Consider the following 19,451-nt stretch of genomic DNA (forward strand, 5'->3'; position numbering starts at 1 on the left):
GGTTTATAACGAGAAATTGACGCCAAACGTGATGGTACGAGCCGATGGATACGCGGCATAATCGATGCCTACCGATGGCACACTATTAATGGCTTTGTTGACATTGACTTCTGGATCAAAGCCCGTGTATTTGGTGAGAACAAACAGATTCTGACCAGTCACATAGACGGCTGCTCCCCGGATAACTTTGGCGATGTTACCGATGGAATATGAAAGGGTCGCGTTCGTCATTTTGAGGTAATCTCCTTTTTCGATGAAGCGGGAAGAAGGTGTTACCGGGTTGGCAATCGACTCCTTAACAGGTTCTCTAAATAAGGATAAGCCGATGTTTCGCCCTCCGTTAAGCAGCCCCACACTAATGACGGCGTTGTTGGTATTGTTGTAAATATCCTGCCCGAATGCGCCGTTCATGTTGGCAATCAGCGAGAGTTTTTTGTAGCGAAGTGTCGTACTGAGACCTAGCAAGGTTTTGGGATTTGGATTACCTACGTAGAAAAAAGTATTACCCGCGTCTTCATAGGTAGCCAAGCCGGTAGATTCATTCATTCCCAGATATCGGCGTGTATAAAACGCATTGATGGGTAAGCCATTCTGAATCACTTCTACCGAAACGCCACTCAACCCTGGCCCATTCAAAGCCCCGGTCAAAATGGGCGCAGTTAAACCGGATACGCTGTTGCTAATAAAGGTGGCATTGGCGCTCAAATCCCAACTGAAGTTATCCTTTTTGACAATGGCCCCATCGATGGCCACTTCCAGACCCTTGTTTTGGATACGGCCATCCAGATTGATCCAGCGAATAACTGATCCTGGAGGAGCGGGCTGAATTGGCGGGCTAGGGAACAGCAGATCGGTGGTGGTTTTATTAAAATAATCGACGGTGGCCGAAATGCGGCTGTTCAGCATCGATACGTCAAAACCAATGTTGTACTGCTTATCGGATTGCCATTTTAAGTCCGGGTTGGGGTTATTGGTCTGCCCAAGACCGCCATTATCGGTGAACGAATAGCGAGCCTGCGAAGAGCCTGATGGGAACTCCTGGTTACCCGTTTTTCCCCAGCCACCGCGTATTTTCAGCGAATTGATGCTGTTGACGTGGAAAAATGACTCATTACTGATGTTCCAGGCCGCCGAGAAAGACGGGAAGTAACCATACTTATTGTTCGTACCAAATTTGCTGGAACCGTCGGCACGGAGGGTAGCTGTTACCAGATAGCGATCTTTGTAATTACCAATTGCCCGACCAAAATAAGACTGAAGCTCGGAGGTAGGATCAACAAATGACGAAACGGTACGACCAGTTGTGTTCGAATACTGGATGTAGTCAGTGTAGTCCAGGCCGTAATTACCAAACCCCGACGCTGGCCCCAGCGCGCTCATAGCCGAGCCCTTGTTGGCAAAGGTCATATACTCAAAGCCGACCAGCGCATTGAGGTTAAGGTCCGGCGCAATGTCTTTATTGAAGTTCAGCGTGTGCGTAAATTGCTGGGTGCTGAGTTCGTTATTGCCGATGCTGGCCCACCCTTTTCCTTGCGTCGCGGAGATGTTAATATCCTGATTGATCGACGTTCGGCGACCGCCCGCACTATAATTGACACTATATAGCATCCGATATTCCAGCCAGTCTGTAATCTTATAATAGGGCGAAATGCTGGCCAAAATGGTAGTTACCTTCGATTGGTCATTGTACAGCTCCGACATCGCCAATGGGTTGATTACCGCACCCGCTTTAATATTGAGACTACCATTTGCTTTCCGCAGCGAATCGGTTGGGTTCCATTGTAAAGCGTGCCCAATCAGGCTCCCATTCGAACCGGCATCGTTGGTAATAGCGGCAATGTCTTCGATGTACTGACTGGAATTTACGTTCATGTCTATTCCCAGTCGTTTGCTCTCCAGAAATTTCAGGTTGCCCGAGAAATTCGCCGTGTATTTTTTGAAACCCGTTTTATTGATAATACCTTCCTGATTCAGATAACCCGCTGATATACGGTACTTTCCGCTTTCATTTCCCCCACTAATGGCAACGGTATAGTTCTGTTGGATGCCTTTTCGCAAAATAGAGCCAAAGGGGTCCTCATTTCCACCTTTATCATTTAACGGGCTTACTCCATAGTACTTTATGGCTTCTCGATACTGCTCGGCATTCAGGACATTTATTCTTCGGAAAATAGTCGAAACACCCGTATTGAATCCAAAATCAACTTTTGCTGCTCCGGTCTGCCCTCGTTTGGTATTGATAATGACAACCCCGTAGGCCGCTCGAGAACCGTAAATGGCTGTGGCAGAGGCATCTTTCAATACATCGATCGAGGCAATATCGGCCGGGTTCAGAAAGTTCAGTGGATTGCCACCGGGTGTGTTGCCCAGACCATTGGCATTTAATCCAGGACGGGCCGAGCGGTTATCCAACGGCACCCCATCGACTACATACAGGGGTTGACCACTACCCGTAATGGCCGAATTTCCCCGAATTTTGACCGTAGCAGCTCCACCCGGCTGACCGCTGTTGTTGATAATCTGTACCCCCGAAACCTTCCCCTGAATCAATTGATCAGGCGAAGTGAAATTCCCTTTATTGAAATCTTTAGCCGTAACGGACGTCACAGCGCCGGTGAGATCTTTTTTTTCGGGCGGTTCCGTATCCTACCACCACAACCTCATCGAGCGACTTCATTTCGGGCCTCAACGTAATGTTGACAACTGCCTGATTGCTTATGGCAACGTCCTGAGAGGTGTACCCTACAAAACTGAAGGTTATGGTAGCGGCCCCATCGGGAACGGTCAACCGATAAACGCCGTCTTTATCCGTTACGGTACCTCGTTGCGTTCCTTTCACCAACACCGATACCCCCGGCAAACCAACCCCTGACTCATCGGCGACCGTACCCGAAATGGCCCGATCGGTGGGTTGTTCTACTACATTCAGATGGCCTCGGCCAATGACGTTCGTTAGCTTTCCAGGCGATCCGTAACTTACTGTAAACGAACCCAGAGCTAACTGGAAGCAGCCCATACAGAGCACGCGCTGCCATTTTTTAGCGAGAATTTTGTGCATAAACGATTAAGGATTGAATTTTAGGAAAATGATAATCTTGATAGCCAACAACGCTTCCATCTGGTGAAGGAAAGGCCACGAATTTGTCGCCTTCGAATCCATCACTTTTTGGAGATTTAATTGTCGGTTACCTTTATTTAGTAAGAGCGCAGAAAAGAGGCATTAACCTCTTTTTAATGCGAAAATATTTTTGGCCGATTTTCTATAGCCTTTTTGGGAGGGATTTGACTGGCTATTCCAGTATCAGTGGGGCCGGACGTACTAATGCGAAAGATGAATCATTTACGCTCCAGCACTTAAGCGTAAAAACTAAAAAAGCACCTAACATTTCCGTTAAGTGCTTGATAATAAAAGTATATTCTTATTGCTTTGCTCAGATAGCATTTAGTGGTAACTCTCTAAAATAGAGAAACTTACGCCACTATAAATACAATAGTTTAATGCCTTTTCTAAACCCAGTCAAGCGTGTTTACGCCCATTCTGTGGCGATTTATGGAATATAAAGACCAACTGTTAACCGTTTCCGAATCGATCTGCAAGTTGTTAAACCAATTAAGTTACAAGTCGATTCGGGATGTTAGGTATCTAAATCTGGCTAGTCTTCAATCCACAGCAACTCAAATTGGTGACTCGTTGCCTGTTGGCGTGGCTGAATAACTTCGGTCGGACTTGGGACACTCGAAAGGTATTTCTTTTGAAACAGCGACTCAATCTTTTGTCTCAGTTCTTTATAACTCTCATTGCCAGGATAAACGCGCAGGGCATTGTTCAGTTTATATAATTCATCAATCGTAAAGGTTTCCTCATGGAGCGCCTGTCGTAGTTCCAGATTAACCTGTCTTTCCAAGTAACACCGATCAAAGTCGAGTGGTATAGGGGGAGTTAAACCACAATTATCAAGTTGAATAACGTCGGTCGACTCTTTAAGGAATCCTTGGTCTAAAAGCCATTCATAGAAGGCATTCCAGGTTCTAAACTGAGATGGTAGCGTAGGATTGTGCATTGCTGGAAAGAGGGTTTGGATTGTCTAAAGCCCGTTTATTAATCGGATAAATCGCTTATTAACGAGTCTTTAATGTACTTACTCCGTAGTTAGCGTAGCTTTCCTATATATACGGATGAATGTATGTATAGGTTTTAAAAAAAGACCATTATCTACTGAGCGGCAGTCGGTGAAATCACTTTCTCATAGGAAAGTACTTCCACCCTGTTCATTGCTGGCGAGACTTGGCCGTCATTCTCGCTAAAAGTCAGCTAAAATCGCTCAATATCCGGGCTAAATCCTGGTGTTTAAGCAACGCACTCGTGTAGAGTTGTGATATACCGTTCCAGGTACATGGGCATATCTTTCGTTTTGTATTGAAGAATGTAACGTGGGTGATCGAGGGTAACGATACGGTCGAAAAAGCCCTGCTGGTCATTGAGCTTACGTAAGTACGATTCGTTTTTCCGGCCCAGACAAACCGCTACGTTTCGGTTATACCCAAAGCGAATCTGTGTTCGAACGGTTTCGGTAATAGCAGGCCAAAGTGCTTCAGTGGTTGCTCGGTCGTCGTAAAAATTATAATTTTTCCCGCCTTTTGTTAAAGCCAGCGGAAATAGCGAAGTCAGGAAAAATTGCCCGTAAAATGCCGCTGCTCCACCAAATGCCTCGACAACCTGATAAATAAATCGACTTGATAATTCGGGCGTATCGCGGAAGTCATTCTCAATACCACAGTATCGTCGCAAGTTTTGAGGAGTGGTAAACGAAATGCCCGTTACACCAGAGCCAAACCGCCCTGGATTGATGCCCAACACGAAAATACGTGGATTAGTATCATTGAAAAACCGGCCGTAAAACTCCTCGACAATACGCTGAACCGCTGGTTGTTTATAGGGATTAATGGCACTTACATCAATTGGCAAATTAGCAGGAGCAACCAGGGTGTTATAATACGGAATTGCTTGTTCGGCGAAGGTAGGCATGTTGCTTTTTGAACAGTAATTTCTTTAAGAATAATAGGTGAATAATTCTTTACCTGACTCTTGTAAGAAAATGGGTAAAATATATTTTTGTAGAAGATTTGGGGCTGTTACAAGTAACCATAATCCTGTAATTCACCCAATTACAAATAAACTTTTTATACCTCCCTCATACCAGAACTATTAAACACACTTAGTCCTATGAATGTTATTAATGCTCTAAAGTCCTCCATTAAAAAAGGTATTCAGCAGGTAACAGCCCCACAACCACTAAAAGAATTTGAACCAGCTACACTACCTTGGTTAGATAAACCGGGAGCTGACATTGAACAGTTCGTTCGCAAATACGAACGAGGCAGAAACGTACCTTATGATCTGGCCGAAAAATTAAAATTTTGGCAGAAAAATGGATATGTTATTCTGAAACAAGCAATTGATCCGGCCTGGATTGATCAGTACTGGAGCGAAGTTGAAGAGCTTATCGAGAATCATAAGCAATATAAAACTCTCGTCCGAGTCGATTTGCCTGAGTATGCTGCACGGCCAGTACTACCTATTAATGAGGTACCCAAAGATGTGCTTAATGGGCCCTACATTAAATTTATGGACTTCCATGATAACTCTGTGCTAGGCAAAAAAATCATGCTCCATGAAAACATCATTACCTTCCTGGAGGCTGTATTTGCAGATCGGGTTATTGCGATGCAGAGCTTGCTTTTTAAATACGGAAGCCAGCAAGCAACGCATCAGGACTTCCCCTACGTAGTATCGGAAGTACCCAGCCATCTAGCTGCCTCCTGGATTGCCATGGAAGATATTCACATTGATTCTGGACCATTATACTATTACCCTGGTTCTCAATATAATAAGAAGTTTGATTTCGGCAATACAGGTATTTTCTTCAATGGACAGTCGAAATACAACCCCAATGATTTCGCGAATTATCTGGATAAGAAATGTGAGGATTTTGGCCTGAAACGGGAGACATTACTTATTAAAAAAGGCGATGTTTTGATATGGCATGCGGCCCTCGCCCACGGTGGAGATGCGATTCGAAATCCAGCATTAACACGCAAATCGTTCGTTAATCACTACTCCTCTATCAAGGCGTATAAACACCACCGTCAGAGTCCCACAACTGAACCTATTCGGCGAAGCATGAACGGTGCCGACGTGTTTGCTAATCCAATTATGCCCGATCAGGAAGATATATTTAAAGGGGGCGAAAAGTTATAAACCAGTTTTCAACTACAGGCATAGATAAAGAAGAAAGTCGGACATTTAGCCCGACTTTTTGTTTTGTACTCTTGCGATAGGCCAACTACTTAATATTCTTCCGACGATTTCGCTGAAAGTCTTCGAACATCATATTGCCTAACCCCTGCAAACCACTGTAATAAGCGCGCCCATTATTGACCTTCGTGAACTCCTGTACAAATTGCTTCAAGTATGGGTCAGAGGCAATCATGAACGTGGTGATAGGGATTTCCAGCCGACGAGCCTGGGCCGCTAGTGTCAGGGTTTTACTCACCACTTTCCGATCAAGCCCGAACGAGTTCTTGTAGTATTTGATACCTTCTTTCAGACAGGTTGGTTTCCCATCCGTAATCATGAAAATCTGTTTGTTCTTGTTCTTCCGCCGACGCAGTAAATCCATCGCGAGTTCCAGACCGGCAACCGTATTGGTATGGTATGGACCCACTTCAAGATAGGGCAATTCTTTGGCCTGAATTTGCCACGCATCGTTTCCGAACACAACAATATCGAGCGTATCCTTTGGATACTTCTGCTTCACCAATTCGACCAGTGCCAGGGCTACTTTCTTGGCGGGCGTAATCCGATCTTCGCCGTACAGAATCATCGAGTGGCTAATGTCGATCATCAGTACGGTTGAGGTTTGCGTTTTCTGCTCTTTCTCCGTTACTTCAAGATCGCGTTCCATGAGTCGAAACTCATCTACACCACTATTGATCTGCGCGTTTTTGATGGATTCGGTCATCGAAATCTGCTCCAGCGTGTCGCCAAACTGGTAGGACCGAAGATCGCTGCTGAGTTCATCACCAGTACCCGTATAAGGTGTCTTGTGATTGCCACCTGACTTTGATCGTTCGAGCTTACCAAAAATTTCTTCGAGTGCACTCCGCCGAATCGTTTGCTCGCTCTTGGGCGTCATCACGATTTTGCCTTCCTGATTGTCTTCGGTCAGATAACCCTTCTCTTTCAGGTCGTCGAAGAAATTACCGATGCCATATTTGTCGTCAGTGAGGCCGTATTGCCGATCAAGCTGACTCATCCACGACATGGCTTGCTCTACATCGCCAGACGTTAGCAACAAGAGTTGCTGAAAAATATTCAGCAGTTTATCGAAGTTGCTGCCTCCTTTCTGTTCGGGTGGCACATAATCGGAAAATTGAAAGCCTTTCATATTGCTAAGGAGTGAAATCGGTATTGGTCAAAACTCTATTTATATCCTGTATCCTCGGTCTGGTATGTATACATCTTTCAAGCTATCCAGCTAGCACCATAGGTGCGGCCTGTTAATAGAAAATAGACCTATTCCAATCCCAAAGCGCCGTAGGTGCGACCTAAATGGACCCAATAAGGTCGCACCTATGGCGCTTTGGGGTTGTTTATGTAGCCAACTAACTATTGACAGGTCACCCCTTACGGGGCTGCTACGCCAATATCAAAGATGTGTGCATACTCTAGGTGAGGACACAGACCGAGGATGTAGAAAACATGTTGTCTTGACAGAACAGTACGTTTCTCGGATTTGTTCGTCTGCTTGTCTGTCTCTGAAATCTATTCGAACGAGCAATACTAAACCATTACTTCTTCACAAGTGGCAATCGAAGTTACGAAGGATATTGCGTCGAGTGAAACACCTGATTGTGAGCCACTACTCCTTTTGTTTCGCTGTAGTTATCTCCGCCTGTATTCATATTCCGGTCAAAGCGAGGGAAATTACTGCTCGATACTTCAACCCGAATGCTGTGCCCAGGTGCAAAATAATTACTGGTCGACATGGGACTTAAGGTCAGTTTATACACTTTCCCTTTTTCCATCCAGACCGTTTTATCAAAACCATCCCGATAGCGGGCGCGCAGAATGGTCTCATCCAGATTATACGCTTTTCCATCAGGGTAAACGTCAATTAGCTTGACGGTGAAGTCTGTGTCTTTGGCATCCGACGACACATAAAGCGTCGTTTCAATAGACCCTGTCAGCTCGACCCCATTGGTGAAAGGTTCGGTGGTATAAACCAGAACATCCTGCCGAGTTTCCATCTGGTGTTGATCGAAAGCCCCTCCTTGGACGGCGCTTCCTGTACAGCAAACATTACCACCATAGGAAGGAACCGGATAGGCTGGATCGTAAGCAAACAAATCGGGCTTCTCGTCTTTACCCACTGGCTTTGACGTGAGTTTGCCATCGCCATATAAACTATTGGCGTGACCTGCGCTGGATAGGTAATAGGTCGTCATTTCGGACGTAGCGGGTGGCCAAGTGTCTGATGTCTGCCATTTATTCGACCCCATCGTGTAGTATCGAACGCGGGGTGTATTTTTCAATACATCATTGGCTTCGCCTTTAAGCCAGTAATCAAACCAGCCATAGGTGAGCGCATCGTAATCCAGACGGGCATCGCCAACACTTCGTTCGCCAACAATCGTATTGGCCGTGGCTCGTTTGTAAGCACAGTGCAGCGTAGGCGCAATGACCAGGAACTGATTATCCCGAACGTTGGGGTCGGTTGCGTTTTTACGAACATGGTTAAATAATTCGATATTAGGGCCGGTTGAGACATCATACCACGACGCAAACCAGTAACTGGGAACGCCGAAAGGCATGTTGTCGTGATAGAGGCCACCTTTGTACCATTCCGGATCGTTGGGTTGCCGAACAATCATTTTCTCGTAAACGCCCTTTGCTCCGTTTACATTTTTGATGATGTCCTGAACCGGCAAGAACTTCAGGCCCTGCGCCCAATCGACTTTCGGCATTTCGGGGGCTAAGTCGTAAAAGCGAGATACACGGGTCAGGTCTTCACTACTGGCCGTTTTGGGGAAAAGTGGGCGGGCAAAATTGTCCACCTGTGTGCCATACAACCAGGTTGTAAAGAGCATTTGCTGAGCACCTCCCCGATACCAGTTGCCCTGTTCCATAAACTTCCCGACACGACCCACACCCGCACCATAGCTCATCGGCACCATAGCCGCGTGTGCAGGGTGATCTAAAGCGGCCACCGCCATTTGCCATTCGGCAGTAGACGAACAGCCCAACGTACCGATTTTTCCATTCGACCACGGCTGTTTCGACATCCAGGAAAAAGCATCGTAGCCATCAGTCGTTGGTGGACCGAGAATATCCCAGTCACCTTCGGAAAAGAACTTGCCCCGCTCATTTTGCACGACATACGCATAGCCCCGTTTGACAGCATCGAGCGCGGCTACGTATGAATTCTGCCGGAGTTCACCATCACCCCAGGCGTTGAAATTGTAAGGCGTTTTTGAGAAAATAATTGGGACAGGTTTGTCGGTTTTGGGTCGGTAAATATCGGTTGCCAGCCGAACGCCATCGCGCATGGGCATCATGATTTTCTGCTCAATGATGGCAATTTCCTGTAGTTTTCTGAGGACGTCTTCCTGCGCCTGACCGTGGGCATAGTGAGCAACAAACAAGACGAGAGCAACTAGCCGTCCTGCGAAAGAGGAAAGGTGTTTCATTAATTAGTTTGGTAGAGATGAAAGGCAGTGAAGTAGCGAATTTATGGGCATAAAACAAAGCCGGACCGCTTTTAGCAGCGATCCGGCTTTGTTTTAGACGTGTGTTAGATCTTGATAAGCTACAGTATATTTTAGAGTATGTAATACTGAAAAATCGCCTAGGCAGCCTGAACCTCTATTAGAGTTGATATAGTTTTAGGCATAGGTAACACCATTCCTGTTTCGCGGGCTTCTTCCAGATATAGTTCTATAGCTGATTTAATATTAGTCTTCACTTCATCAAGCGTATCACCTACCGTAAAGCAGACGGGTAAGTCGGGCACGTAGGCTGAATAGCCTCCTCCTTCTGTTTCTTCAATAATAACAACGTATTGCATAATGAAATGACTTATTAGTTACTATTTTAAACCGGCTTGTTTTAAAATAGATTGTTCTGTACCTGGTTTGAGTTCTTTGTTTAAACCATGATCTGGAACCACAGCAATACCTAATTTCGTTGGGTGTCGATAAACGCGGTGGCTTCCACTTTGCCGTTTAAGATACCATCCATCTTCTTCTAAAAGCTTGATAATCTCTTTGACTTTCATCGCCATAGGCAGAAGACTCAATAAAGTTACGGATAAAAATCAATCAATTAACCTTACAACTGCGCCAGCAAATACAGTACCGCCATCCGGACGGCCACGCCATTTTCGACTTGATCGAGGATGATGGAGTGCGATGAATCGGCAGCATCAGAGGTCAATTCAACTCCCCGGTTGATAGGGCCTGGGTGCATTAATACAATGGGGCGGTCCAGTTCATCAAGCATCTGTTTCGAGATACCGAAATAGAGCGAGTATTCCCGCAACGAGGGGAAATATTTGATTTGCTGCCGCTCCAATTGAATGCGAAGTACGTTTGCTACATCGCACCAGGCTAAAGCTGCCCGCACATCATGCCCAACTTTCACGCCGAGCGCTTCGATGTATTTTGGAATGAGCGTTTTGGGACCACATACCATCACTTCGGCTCCCTGTTTTTGCAGGCAGAAAATATTGGAAAGAGCCACCCGCGAGTGCGTAATGTCACCGATGATGGCTATACGTTTACCGGCTACGTCGCCCAGTTTTTCGCGAATCGAAAAGGAGTCGAGAAGGGCCTGAGTTGGGTGTTCGTGGGTGCCATCGCCTGCGTTGACTACATTAGCTTTGATGTGTTTAGTCAGGTAATGAGGAGCACCGGGGCTGCTGTGGCGCATCACTACCATATCGACCTTCATGGCCAGGATGTTGTTGACCGTATCCAGCAGAGTTTCGCCCTTTTTAACCGAACTGCCCGAGGCCGAAAAATTGACAACATCGGCCGATAATCGTTTCTCGGCTAACTCAAAAGATAGCCGGGTTCGGGTCGAATTTTCAAAAAAAACGTTGGCAATCGTCACATCTCGTAACGAAGGGACTTTCTTGATGGGCCGATTAATGACTTCTTTAAACTGACTGGCCGTTTCCAGAATAAGCTGAATGTCAGACTCTGTCAGGTCTTTGATACCCACCAAATGGCGGACACTGAGGGATTGGGCCATAAGACTAGTATAACTATAAATTGGGCAAAGATAGGTCTAGTCAGTTAAAGATAGCAGTCGGGCAATACTTTATTCTCGCAATCGGATAAGCGGAAACAGCGATGATTCAACATGCGATTCGTTCATAAGCCGACCGAGCTGTTCTGCCTTTTCGGGATTCTTGGCTGCCACGTCGTGACTTTCGGCGGGGTCTTTCGAGAGGTCGTATAACTCAACCGGGCCTGTTGGGTTGTTGGAAACCTGTAATCGAACGGCTTTCCAGTCGCCCCGGCGGATGGCTTGTCGGCCCCCATTTTCGTGAAACTCCCAATACAGATAAGCATGTTTTTTCTGAGGCCCTTTACTTGTCAGCGCTGGTACAAACGAAAGCCCATCCACGCGACCCGGTGTTTGCGCGCCAGCCAATTCGGTAAACGTGGGGAGTACGTCCCAAAAAGCCCCGACGAAATCGCTCCGACTACCGGCTTTAACAACGCCAGGCCAGCGAGCAATGAAAGGTTCCCGAATACCTCCTTCGTACAAATCGCGCTTGACGCCCCGGAAACCACCACTGCTGTTAAAGAATGTTGGATCAGCTCCGCCTTCAACGTGTGGACCGTTGTCGCTGGTAAAAATCACAAGGGTATTTTTATCCAATCCTTTCGCTTTCAGTTTAGCCATCACCTGACCAACGTAGAGGTCGAGACGGGCAACCATGGCGGCAAACGTAGCGTGTGGATACGCTTGGGAGGCATACCCACCGGTTTTCGCATCAGGACCATAGTCGGCTCCTACATAAGGCTTTTCGGCAAACTTTCCCTTATAATGTTGAAAGATGCTGTCATTGGGAACAACCAATTCTGCATGAGGTAAAATATAGGGCAGGAATAGGAAAAAAGGTTGACTGGTCTTCCGATTGTCCAGAAAGGCCAGTGCCTGTTTCTGAATCAGGTCTGGCGCGTATTCCTTCATCTGACGTAAATTCTCATTCGCCGTCAGCACAACTTTCTGGCTGTTGTTCCAGAGATGATCGGGGTAATATCGGTGCGCCAGTCCCTGACAATTGTAGCCATAGAACTGATCGAAGCCCTGCTTATTCGGGTCGCCTTCTGAGCCGACGGGTCCCAGTCCCCACTTCCCGAAGGCTGCCGTTGCGTAACCCGCCCGTTGCAGAAGTTCGGCAACTGTCGTAACCGAATCGGCAATGGGTTGTTGGCCTTCGGGTTTGATCTCTTTATTACCCCGAATGTACGTATGACCCGTATGCAACCCCGTCATCAAAGAAGCCCGCGACGGCGCGCATACCGATGTACCTGCATAAAATTGCGGAAACTGCATGCCTTCGGCAGCCAACCGGTCAATGTTTGGAGTTTTAATCAGGTTTTGCCCGTTGATACCTATGTCCCCATAACCGAGGTCATCGGCCAGAATAAAGACAATATTAGGTCGATTGGCAGGACGTGTTTGTGCCTGGCTATATAGGGCAACAAGTGTGCTGATGATAAGCAAAATAAGTCTGTTCATAACGTATCCGTAAAGCAGAAAAGGCACTTACTACTGCCTAAAAGCCTATTTGCCGCTTGCCTTACTTGACTGCGGTAAAAGTCATTTTAGGTTGTTGCATAGCCTTTTCTAATAGCTTGATTTCCAATTTAAGAATCGCTTCTTCTGCGTTTGCGTCAATTTTTTCGGGGTCGTCGGAGGGTCTGTGATAGTCGGGATGGCCGCCTGTATGGAAAAACAAGACCGGAATTTGTTTGGCATAAAAAGCCGCGTTATCAGACCCGCCGTTGCCTGCCCGATCGGTGAAGAACTTGATGGAACTTTCGGCGCCTTTGAACACGATTGGCCAGGTATCGCTGGTGCCGTAACCACCAATTCCAATACCTCGTTCGGGATTATAGCGACCAATCATGTCCATACACACCATGAAATTTAACTTGTCGAGTGGTAGTGTCGGGTTATTCAGGAAATAGCGGGAACCTTGCAAGCCCAACTCTTCGGCTCCGAAGGCCATGAATAGAATGTTGTAGGACTCTTTTACGCCGTTTTTTGCGAAATACTGAGCCAGCTCTAGCAAGCCAGCCACACCCGACGCGTTGTCGTCGGCCCCGTTATGAATTTTGCCTTGTGGCAATGAATCCAGCGAACTCCCCTGTCGCCCTAATCCCAGATGGTCATAATGGGCTCCAACGACAATCGTATAAGGCGCTTCGTTATCTAAAAAACCGATCACATTGGCTGCTTTTCGAAGGCTATCCGGCACAACTACCCGCCGAACTTTAGCCGTAAACGATTGATAATAGCCATCAGTACCCAGCGGCTTTAGGCCATATTTTTTGAAGTGTTTTTCAATGTAGCGAGCGGTTTTGGCATTTTCTGGACTACCCGTTCCGCGTCCCTGCATCTTGTCGGAAGCGAGTGTATTGATGTGTTTTATAATACGCCTTGCTGAAGGTTCCTGAGCAAATAATGGACTTGTCAGTAAGATGAGAAGAAAGAGAAATTGTTTTTTCATGAATAGACTATAGCACCAACATAAGTCAGTATGGGCACAAAGCTATCCAGAAAATAGATTTGACGGGCTTCCCCTCCGATGAATAGCTTTTATTGAAAACAAAACCTTCAGATGATGCAACTATAAGTTCGCATCATCTGAAGGTTAAGAGTTAATCGGTGAATTTATGCCTTAGCGTGGCCCACGACTGCCTTCACCTTGTGGTCGATTGGGATGTCCTCCCTGCTGACCTCTGTCTCGACCTGGTTGCTGATTACTTCGCCCTGGTTGTTGACCGTTCATACGCCCCGGATTACCACCTGGACGTGCGCCCCGATTCGCTACCTGATTGTGCATCGGGTGATTGTTGATTACATAATATTTCGAATCACGGCTATCGCGGATGGGTTGCTGGTCGTAACGACCTTTGAACGATGCGTACTGCTTCCGATAAACAGCATTCCGTAGATAGGGCTGGTTATCGTTGATAACTACTTTGTGCATCCGGTACAGATCGTAGCTGCTATAACGGGGAGGCAATACGGATGTTGTAATCCATCGCCCGCCGTCGAAATAAATCCACTGTTGCTGGGGAACATTGTAATAGATATCCAGATCGGGCAGGTAATAATAGTTTACGTAGTCGTAGCCGGTTGGCCCCCAGATGGGTTGACTTCCGATATTGACGCTGACATTTACCTGTGCGTGGCTGGGTTGATACAATCCAATACCGACCAATAGGCCGAGCATAATTAGTGCGTTTTTCATAATTTTCGTTGATTTAAAGGCAATTCGTCACTATTGACTATCTTCATGTACCGCTGTTTTGGCCTAAACGTTGCTAAAGTATGCGGCTTTTTTGTTCTTAGCGCCAGCCGCCACCCAAAGCCCGATAGAGCGTTACAACTGACTGAAGTTGCTGCAATCGGTCGTTAACGCCATTTAGTTGAGTCGACAGCAGGTTTTGCTCAGCAGTCAATACGTCGGTGTAGTTTGTATTGGCCGTGTATTTGAGCAGTTCTTTTGTGTAAGAAACAGCCTTTTGTAAAGCGGCAAGTTGCTGTTTACGCGTATTGGCTTTATCAACCGCCATCTGGTAGGAATACAACGCATTCGACACCTCCTGACCAGCCGTTAGCAACGTTGACTGATAGGTGTAGTAAGCTTCAGCTTGTGCAGCCTGAGCGCGGTTAAGCCGCTGTCGGTTAATGCCCTGATTGAAAATAGGTTGAGTCAGGCCGCTAATCAGACTTCCATAGAAGGTTCCGGCAAAGAAGCCAGTCAATGTATTCGCTGTTGCAAAACCACCCGTACCGGTAATCGTGAGGGCTGGGTAGAAGTAGGTTCGGGCTACATTGGTCAATTCGAAGGTATTGCGGAAACTATATTCCGCTTCCTGCACATCAGGGCGGTTACTTAGCAATTGAGCTGGAAGTCCCGTTTGCAGGGATGGTGTTGATGCCGTATCCAACTGCATTCGTGGGATACTGTCGGATGGCATGGCTAACAATAGACTTAATGTATTTTCGGTTTGTCGAATATTCTGGCGGATATCCGGTAGCGTCACTTCGGCCGCATATCGGTTGGCTTCACTCTGCACAACATCGGCTCCTGTGACTACTGCGCCTTTTTTCAGCTCTTTCATCGTTTCAACGTCCGTCTTTCGGTTGTCGACCGTTTCCAGCGTGATTTTTAGCTGCCTGTCATAGGCCTGCAACGCATAATAGCCGTTAGCGATGTTGGCAATCAATTGTGTTTGTACAGCGCGTCGATAGGCTTCACTTTGCAGATAAGCGGCTACATAAGCCCGTTTTGTACTCCGCAGTTTCCCCCATACATCGGCCTCCCAACTCGTACTGGCGGTCAGCGAGTACTGCTTAATTGTCGGAATAGACGTGGTGCTTACCGTACTTGATCCGGCATCGGCATTCCTGATATTCAACGCCCGCAATTGCGCCGATGATGATTTGGAGAGCGTAAAACCCGCATTGGTACTAAGCGTTGGAAAAAACGCCAGCTTGCTTTGCAACACATTGGCTTCGGCCGCCTGCATACGGGCGATCGCAATTTTGAGATCCAGGTTATTGGCCAGCCCCCGTTCAATTAACCCTTGCAGAATGGTGTCCGGAAACATCTGCCGCCAGGGCAAGCTCGCCAACGTGGTCGAATCGGTCGTCTGTTGACCCCAATAGAGCTTATCGGTTGTCAGGCCCGGTCTTTCATAGGGTTTGGTCACGCTACAGGAAGCCAGAATGGTCCCCAGTAGCAGTGTTATTCCCAGATTTATATTTTTCGTATTCATGGTATCTAGCTGCTTTACTGTACAAGGGAGTGATACTCCGTTAGGCCGACAGGCCAAAGCCTGTGGAGTCCAATTGCCCTAACGGGCCAACGGAGTGGTACTCCGTTGTACAATCTCATCACTTAATCTTGCTAAGTGCTAACCGTCTTGATAGCTTCTTTCCCTGAATGAGCTTTTTTATCATCAATTTTCTCGGGCTCATCGTCCTCATCATCAGGGTCGTGTTGGGTGGGTGGCCCGCTTATTTTTTCCTGTAAACCCTGAAAAATGACAAATAGCGTTGGTACAAAAAATACCCCGAGTAACGTACCGAAGAGCATCCCACCAATGGCACCCGTCCCAATCGAACGGTTTCCCTGAGCACCGGCACCGCTGGCAAACATCAACGGCATTAAACCGAAAATGAAGGCAAATGAGGTCATCAGAATTGGTCGTAAACGAGCTTTGGCGCCTTCTATCGCCGACTCCAGCAGTTCCATTCCGGTCTGCCTTCGCTCAACGGCGAATTGTACAATCAGGATGGCATTCTTAGCCAGCAAACCAATCAGCATGATGAGCGAGATTTGCATGTAGATGTTGTTGTCTAACCCGAAAAGCCGGGCAAAAACATACACGCCTGATAAGCCAACTGGTAAGGAGAATAAGACCGCAAACGGCAGTAAATAGCTTTCGTATTGTGCGCTTAACAGCAGATAGACGAAGGCCAGACACAGAATAAAAACATACAGCGTTTGCGAACCCACGTTCTGTTCTTCCCGACTAATGCCCGAATACTCGAAACCATAACCCGCCGGGAGCGTTTGGGTTGCCACTTCTTGAATCGCCAGTAAAGCCTGCCCCGTGCTGTAGTTCGAATTAGGAGACCCGTTGACCGACATCGACGAGAACAGGTTGAAACGAGAAACGCTTTCTGGGCCGTAGATTCGTTTCAGGGTAATAAACTCAGTGATCGGAGCCATTGTACCCGCCGACGTTCGCACGGCTATTTTGTTTAGTCCGGCGGGGTTTGACCGGTAGTTTGTATCAGCCTGCATGATAACGCGGTATTGCTTGCCAAACTCATTGAAGTTCGATACGTACGAACTGCCGTAGAAGACCTGCATCGCATTGAGCACATCGCCCACCGTAATGCCCGCTTCTTTACATTTAGCCACATTTACATCCAGCTGATACTGTGGAAAGTTGGGATTGAATGAGGTGGTAGCATACTGAATTTCAGGTCGTTTGTTCAGCGTGGCCAGGAAATTCTGCGTCACCTTATAGAACTCATCGGTAGTATGGCCGCCCTTGTCCTGTAGCTGAAAGGTAAAGCCGCCACTCGTTCCAAATCCCGTAATGGTTGGCTGTTGGATAAAGACAAGCTCAGCATCCCGAATGTTGGCTGTTTTCTGTTTCATCAGCTTGATGACGTCGTCGTCGCTAACGCCGGGACGCTCATCCCAGGGTTTTAATCGGACGATAATCAGCCCATAGGCGCTCCCGTTACCCGCCACGAAATTCTGCCCCAGCGTACGCATACTGTTTTGCACTTCGGGGATCGTATGCACGATGGAATCGACCTGATCGGCCATAGCCGTAGTTCGTTCGACTGACGAAGCTGGGGGAAGCGTGATATTGACGAAAATACTGCCCATGTCTTCTTTCGGCACGAAGCTGGAAGGCGTGGTTTTGAACAGCGTGTAAAACAGTCCGCCAAACAACCCAATACCGATAAGTGCCAACCATTTCCGGGCCGACAGAAATGTGACCGACCTGGTGTATTTGGCCGTTAGGGAATCATAACCCGCATTAAAGGCAACCCCAAAGCGTTGTAATAACCCTTTAGGTTTTTCGCCTTCGGCATGTTGCGGTGGTTTCAGGAAGAGAGCCGCCAGCGCCGGGCAAAGCGTTAAGGCATTGACCGCCGAAATAATAATGGCGACGGCCAGCGTAATACCAAACTGCTTGTAAAACACCCCCGCAGAACCTGTGATAAATGTTACGGGCAGAAACACCGACGCCATCACGAGCGTAATCGAAATGATAGCGCCCGAGATTTCACTCATGGCGTCAATGGCCGCTTTACGGGGTGATTTATAGCCGCTTTCCAGCTTCGAGTGAACGGCCTCGACCACCACAATGGCATCATCCACCACAATACCAATGGCCAGCACCAACGCAAACAGCGTGAGCAGATTAATACTGAAACCAAACAGATACAGGAAGAAAAACGTACCCGTAATGGCCACTGGCACCGAAACGCCGTGAATGATGGTCGAGCGAAAATCCTGCAGGAAAATGAAGATCACGAGGAACACCAGCGCGAAACATTCCAGCAGCGTGTGTAACACTTTGCTGATCGATGCATCCAGAAACTGGTTGATATCGACCAAATAGACAAAATGAACCCCTGCCGGGAAAGATTTGGCGGCAGCCTCAATGACCTTCTTGGAGTTGTTGATCACATCCCGCGCATTGGAACCGGGCGTCTGGCTCACCGAAATACCCACCGACTGCTTGCCATTGGTGCTTGTAAAGCTGGTATACGTCTGCGAGCCCAGCTCAATCCGGGCAATATCCCGAAGTCGCAGCAACTGCCCATTGCCGGTTGTTTTGATGATAATATCCCCAAACTGTTGTGTAGACTGCAATCGGCCACTGTACCGGATAACGTATTGGAAAGTCTGGTTGTCATTTTCGCCGAATTTACCGGGTGCCGCATCCACATTTTGGTCTGATAGAGCCGTTGATACATCGGCAGGAGTAATCCCGTAAATGGACATGACGTCGGGCTTGAGCCAGATTCGCATGGAGTACGTTTTGGCTGATCCGAACACGTTGGCGGCCCCCACGCCATTCACCCGCTGGAGTTGGGGAATAACGTTGATGGCGGCATAGTTTTGCAAAAATGTCTGATCGTAAGCTGCATTATCGCTATAGATCGACATAATCAGCAAGTTGCTACTTTGCTGTTTCCGAACCGTTACGCCAGCCTGCGTAACTTCCTGCGGCAACAGGCTCGTCGCTGCCGAAACCCGGTTCTGTACGTCCACTGCAGCCTGGTTAGGGTCGGTACCCACGGCGAAATAAATGCTGATGCTACCGGCCCCATCGTTGGTTGCCGACGAGGTCATGTAGGTCATGCCTTCTACGCCGTTAATCTGCTCTTCCAGCGGCACAATCACGCTTTTGAGCACGACATCGGCGTTGGCACCACTATAGCTAGCAGAAACCTGTACGGTTGGTGGCGAAATATCGGGGTATTGAGCGATAGGCAACTTGACCATGCCCAGAATGCCCAACAAGACAATCAGGGCCGAAATGACGGTACTTAATACCGGACGTTCTATGAATATGCGAAGCATAAGGCAGGTTGTTGA

15 protein-coding genes are annotated in these 19,451 nt (G+C 47.4%); 1 reads left to right on the forward strand and 14 read right to left on the reverse strand.

The window, feature by feature from the left end:
- Positions 1–3: 3 nt before the first annotated feature.
- The 4 genes from H3H32_RS24105 to H3H32_RS24120 form a co-directional block, all read right to left on the reverse strand.
- Positions 4–2,607, reverse strand: a complete 2,604-nt coding sequence (locus H3H32_RS24105) for a SusC/RagA family TonB-linked outer membrane protein (protein WP_182458152.1) — start codon at positions 2,605–2,607, stop codon at positions 4–6.
- Positions 2,588–3,058, reverse strand: a complete 471-nt coding sequence (locus H3H32_RS24110; RefSeq protein ID WP_182458153.1) for a carboxypeptidase-like regulatory domain-containing protein — start codon at positions 3,056–3,058, stop codon at positions 2,588–2,590. Before H3H32_RS24110 ends, H3H32_RS24105 begins: the two co-directional genes overlap by 20 nt.
- Positions 3,059–3,653: 595 nt before the next feature.
- Positions 3,654–4,061, reverse strand: a complete 408-nt coding sequence (locus H3H32_RS24115; RefSeq protein WP_182458154.1) for a hypothetical protein — start codon at positions 4,059–4,061, stop codon at positions 3,654–3,656.
- A gap of 287 nt (positions 4,062–4,348) precedes the next feature.
- Positions 4,349–5,026 carry a uracil-DNA glycosylase family protein gene (locus H3H32_RS24120; RefSeq protein WP_182458155.1) on the reverse strand — a complete coding sequence of 226 codons (678 nt, stop codon included), beginning with the start codon at positions 5,024–5,026 and terminating at the stop codon, positions 4,349–4,351.
- Between the two features lie 198 nt (positions 5,027–5,224).
- Here H3H32_RS24120 and H3H32_RS24125 point away from each other — a divergent pair, with 198 nt between their 5' ends.
- Positions 5,225–6,259 carry a phytanoyl-CoA dioxygenase family protein gene (locus tag H3H32_RS24125; RefSeq protein ID WP_182458156.1) on the forward strand — a complete coding sequence of 345 codons (1,035 nt, stop codon included), beginning with the start codon at positions 5,225–5,227 and terminating at the stop codon, positions 6,257–6,259.
- Positions 6,260–6,344: 85 nt separating this feature from the next.
- On the opposite strand, the gene H3H32_RS24130 is transcribed toward H3H32_RS24125, so the two are convergent.
- From H3H32_RS24130 to H3H32_RS24175, 10 genes are all read right to left on the reverse strand, one after another.
- Entirely contained in the window at positions 6,345–7,448 is a 1,104-nt protein-coding gene (locus H3H32_RS24130) for a vWA domain-containing protein (RefSeq protein ID WP_182458157.1), read from the reverse strand.
- A 430-nt stretch (positions 7,449–7,878) separates the two neighbouring features.
- Complete coding sequence (locus tag H3H32_RS24135) at positions 7,879–9,750, reverse strand: CocE/NonD family hydrolase (protein WP_182458158.1); 1,872 nt, start codon at positions 9,748–9,750, stop codon at positions 7,879–7,881.
- A 158-nt stretch (positions 9,751–9,908) separates the two neighbouring features.
- Entirely contained in the window at positions 9,909–10,127 is a 219-nt protein-coding gene (locus H3H32_RS24140; RefSeq protein ID WP_182458159.1) for a type II toxin-antitoxin system HicB family antitoxin, read from the reverse strand.
- A gap of 21 nt (positions 10,128–10,148) precedes the next feature.
- The gene (locus tag H3H32_RS24145) at positions 10,149–10,337 is read right to left on the reverse strand and encodes a type II toxin-antitoxin system HicA family toxin (protein ID WP_182458160.1); all 189 of its coding nucleotides are present in this window, start codon (positions 10,335–10,337) and stop codon (positions 10,149–10,151) included.
- 53 nt (positions 10,338–10,390) lie between these two features.
- A complete protein-coding gene (locus H3H32_RS24150; RefSeq protein ID WP_142775283.1) occupies positions 10,391–11,314 on the reverse strand; it encodes an aspartate carbamoyltransferase catalytic subunit in 924 nt (307 codons plus the stop codon).
- Positions 11,315–11,383: 69 nt separating this feature from the next.
- A complete protein-coding gene (locus H3H32_RS24155) occupies positions 11,384–12,817 on the reverse strand; it encodes an arylsulfatase (RefSeq protein ID WP_182458161.1) in 1,434 nt (477 codons plus the stop codon).
- 61 nt (positions 12,818–12,878) lie between these two features.
- Entirely contained in the window at positions 12,879–13,811 is a 933-nt protein-coding gene (locus H3H32_RS24160) for a M20/M25/M40 family metallo-hydrolase (protein WP_182458162.1), read from the reverse strand.
- Positions 13,812–13,982: 171 nt separating this feature from the next.
- The gene (locus H3H32_RS24165) at positions 13,983–14,558 is read right to left on the reverse strand and encodes a hypothetical protein (RefSeq protein WP_182458163.1); all 576 of its coding nucleotides are present in this window, start codon (positions 14,556–14,558) and stop codon (positions 13,983–13,985) included.
- A gap of 97 nt (positions 14,559–14,655) precedes the next feature.
- Entirely contained in the window at positions 14,656–16,092 is a 1,437-nt protein-coding gene (locus H3H32_RS24170) for an efflux transporter outer membrane subunit (RefSeq protein ID WP_182458164.1), read from the reverse strand.
- A 131-nt stretch (positions 16,093–16,223) separates the two neighbouring features.
- On the reverse strand, positions 16,224–19,436 hold the full coding sequence (locus tag H3H32_RS24175; RefSeq protein ID WP_182458165.1) for an efflux RND transporter permease subunit: 3,213 nt from the start codon (positions 19,434–19,436) through the stop codon (positions 16,224–16,226).
- Between the last annotated feature and the right edge of the window lie 15 nt (positions 19,437–19,451).

Origin of the sequence: Spirosoma foliorum, from assembly GCF_014117325.1 — a bacterium.
In the GTDB taxonomy this organism is placed as follows: domain Bacteria; phylum Bacteroidota; class Bacteroidia; order Cytophagales; family Spirosomataceae; genus Spirosoma; species Spirosoma foliorum.

Coding starts and splice junctions, on each gene's coding strand:
- H3H32_RS24110 (WP_182458153.1), bottom strand. CDS start 3,058: ATGCACAAAATTCTCGCTAAAAAATGGCAGCGCGTGCTCTGTATGGGC.
- H3H32_RS24115 (WP_182458154.1), bottom strand. CDS start 4,061: ATGCACAATCCTACGCTACCATCTCAGTTTAGAACCTGGAATGCCTTC.
- H3H32_RS24120 (WP_182458155.1), bottom strand. CDS start 5,026: ATGCCTACCTTCGCCGAACAAGCAATTCCGTATTATAACACCCTGGTT.
- H3H32_RS24125 (WP_182458156.1), top strand. CDS start 5,225: ATGAATGTTATTAATGCTCTAAAGTCCTCCATTAAAAAAGGTATTCAG.
- H3H32_RS24130 (WP_182458157.1), bottom strand. CDS start 7,448: ATGAAAGGCTTTCAATTTTCCGATTATGTGCCACCCGAACAGAAAGGA.
- H3H32_RS24135 (WP_182458158.1), bottom strand. CDS start 9,750: ATGAAACACCTTTCCTCTTTCGCAGGACGGCTAGTTGCTCTCGTCTTG.
- H3H32_RS24140 (WP_182458159.1), bottom strand. CDS start 10,127: ATGCAATACGTTGTTATTATTGAAGAAACAGAAGGAGGAGGCTATTCA.
- H3H32_RS24145 (WP_182458160.1), bottom strand. CDS start 10,337: ATGAAAGTCAAAGAGATTATCAAGCTTTTAGAAGAAGATGGATGGTAT.
- H3H32_RS24150 (WP_142775283.1), bottom strand. CDS start 11,314: ATGGCCCAATCCCTCAGTGTCCGCCATTTGGTGGGTATCAAAGACCTG.
- H3H32_RS24155 (WP_182458161.1), bottom strand. CDS start 12,817: ATGAACAGACTTATTTTGCTTATCATCAGCACACTTGTTGCCCTATAT.
- H3H32_RS24160 (WP_182458162.1), bottom strand. CDS start 13,811: ATGAAAAAACAATTTCTCTTTCTTCTCATCTTACTGACAAGTCCATTA.
- H3H32_RS24165 (WP_182458163.1), bottom strand. CDS start 14,558: ATGAAAAACGCACTAATTATGCTCGGCCTATTGGTCGGTATTGGATTG.
- H3H32_RS24170 (WP_182458164.1), bottom strand. CDS start 16,092: ATGAATACGAAAAATATAAATCTGGGAATAACACTGCTACTGGGGACC.
- H3H32_RS24175 (WP_182458165.1), bottom strand. CDS start 19,436: ATGCTTCGCATATTCATAGAACGTCCGGTATTAAGTACCGTCATTTCG.